Here is a 1,092-nt window from a genome sequence, read left to right on the forward strand (position 1 = left end):
GTTTCGGGTGCTGGCGGGGGAGGCGCCGGGGTGTTTTGCGGGGTTGCGTGAGGTGTTGACGGGTGGGGATGTGGTGCCTGCCGCGTCGGTGGCCCGGGTGCGGGAGGCGTGCGCAGAGGTGACGGTGCGTCATCTGTACGGGCCCACGGAGACCACCCTCTGCGCGACCTGGCGGATCTGGCGTCCGGACGAGGCCGTCGGCTCGGTACTGCCCATCGGACGTCCGCTGCCCTGTCGGCAGGTGTACGTACTGGACGCCTTCCTGCAGCCGGTGCCGCCTGGCGTGACCGGTGAGCTGTATGTGGCGGGTGAGGGTCTGGCGCTGGGGTATTGGGGTCAGGCGGGTCTGTCGGCTGAGCGGTTCGTGGCGTGTCCGTTCGTGCCGGGTGAGCGGATGTACCGGACCGGCGATCTGGTGCGGTGGACCGATGGCGGGGCGCTGGTCTTTGTCGGGCGTGCGGATGCGCAGGTGAAGATCCGTGGGTTCCGGGTGGAGTTGGGCGAGGTGGAGGCGGCGCTTGCCGCGCATCCGTCGGTGACCCAGGCCGTCGTGACGGCTCCGCAGGAGCGGCCGGGTGAGCGGCGTCTGATCGGCTACGTCGTGCCCGACGGGTCGGCTGTGGACGGCCGGCAGGTGCGGGAGTACGTGGCTCGGGTGTTGCCGGAGTACTTGGTGCCGGCCGTGGTGGTCGTCCTTGACTCCTTGCCGGTGACGCGGCACGGGAAGGTGGATCGTGGGGCGTTGCCGGCGCCGGATTTCGCGGGCCGGGTCTCCGGGCGGGGGCCGGAGTCGGAGGCGGAGGCGGTGTTGTGCCGGGCTTTCGCGGAGTTGCTGGGGTTGGAGCGGGTCGGGGTCGAGGACAGCTTCTTCGAGCTGGGTGGCGACTCGATTATGTCGATGCAGTTGGTGGCGCGGGTTCAGCGTGCGGGTCTGGTGCTGAAGGTGCAGGATGTTTTCGAGTATGAGACTCCTGCGGGGCTTGCCGCGGTGGTGGGGACGGCGAGCGGCGATGCTGTTGCGGCCGAGGCCGACTCGGGTGTGGGTGTGGTGCCGTGGACGCCGGTGATGCGGACGCTGGGGGAGCACGCCGC

1 protein-coding gene is annotated in these 1,092 nt (G+C 70.3%); it reads left to right on the forward strand.

The window, feature by feature from the left end; all coding sequences use genetic code 11:
• The coding region (locus tag ACWEFL_RS36130) for a non-ribosomal peptide synthetase (RefSeq protein WP_451721365.1) at positions 1–1,092 on the forward strand (1,092 nt) is incomplete at both ends.

The sequence above is a fragment of the Streptomyces sp. NPDC004838 genome (assembly GCF_053600955.1).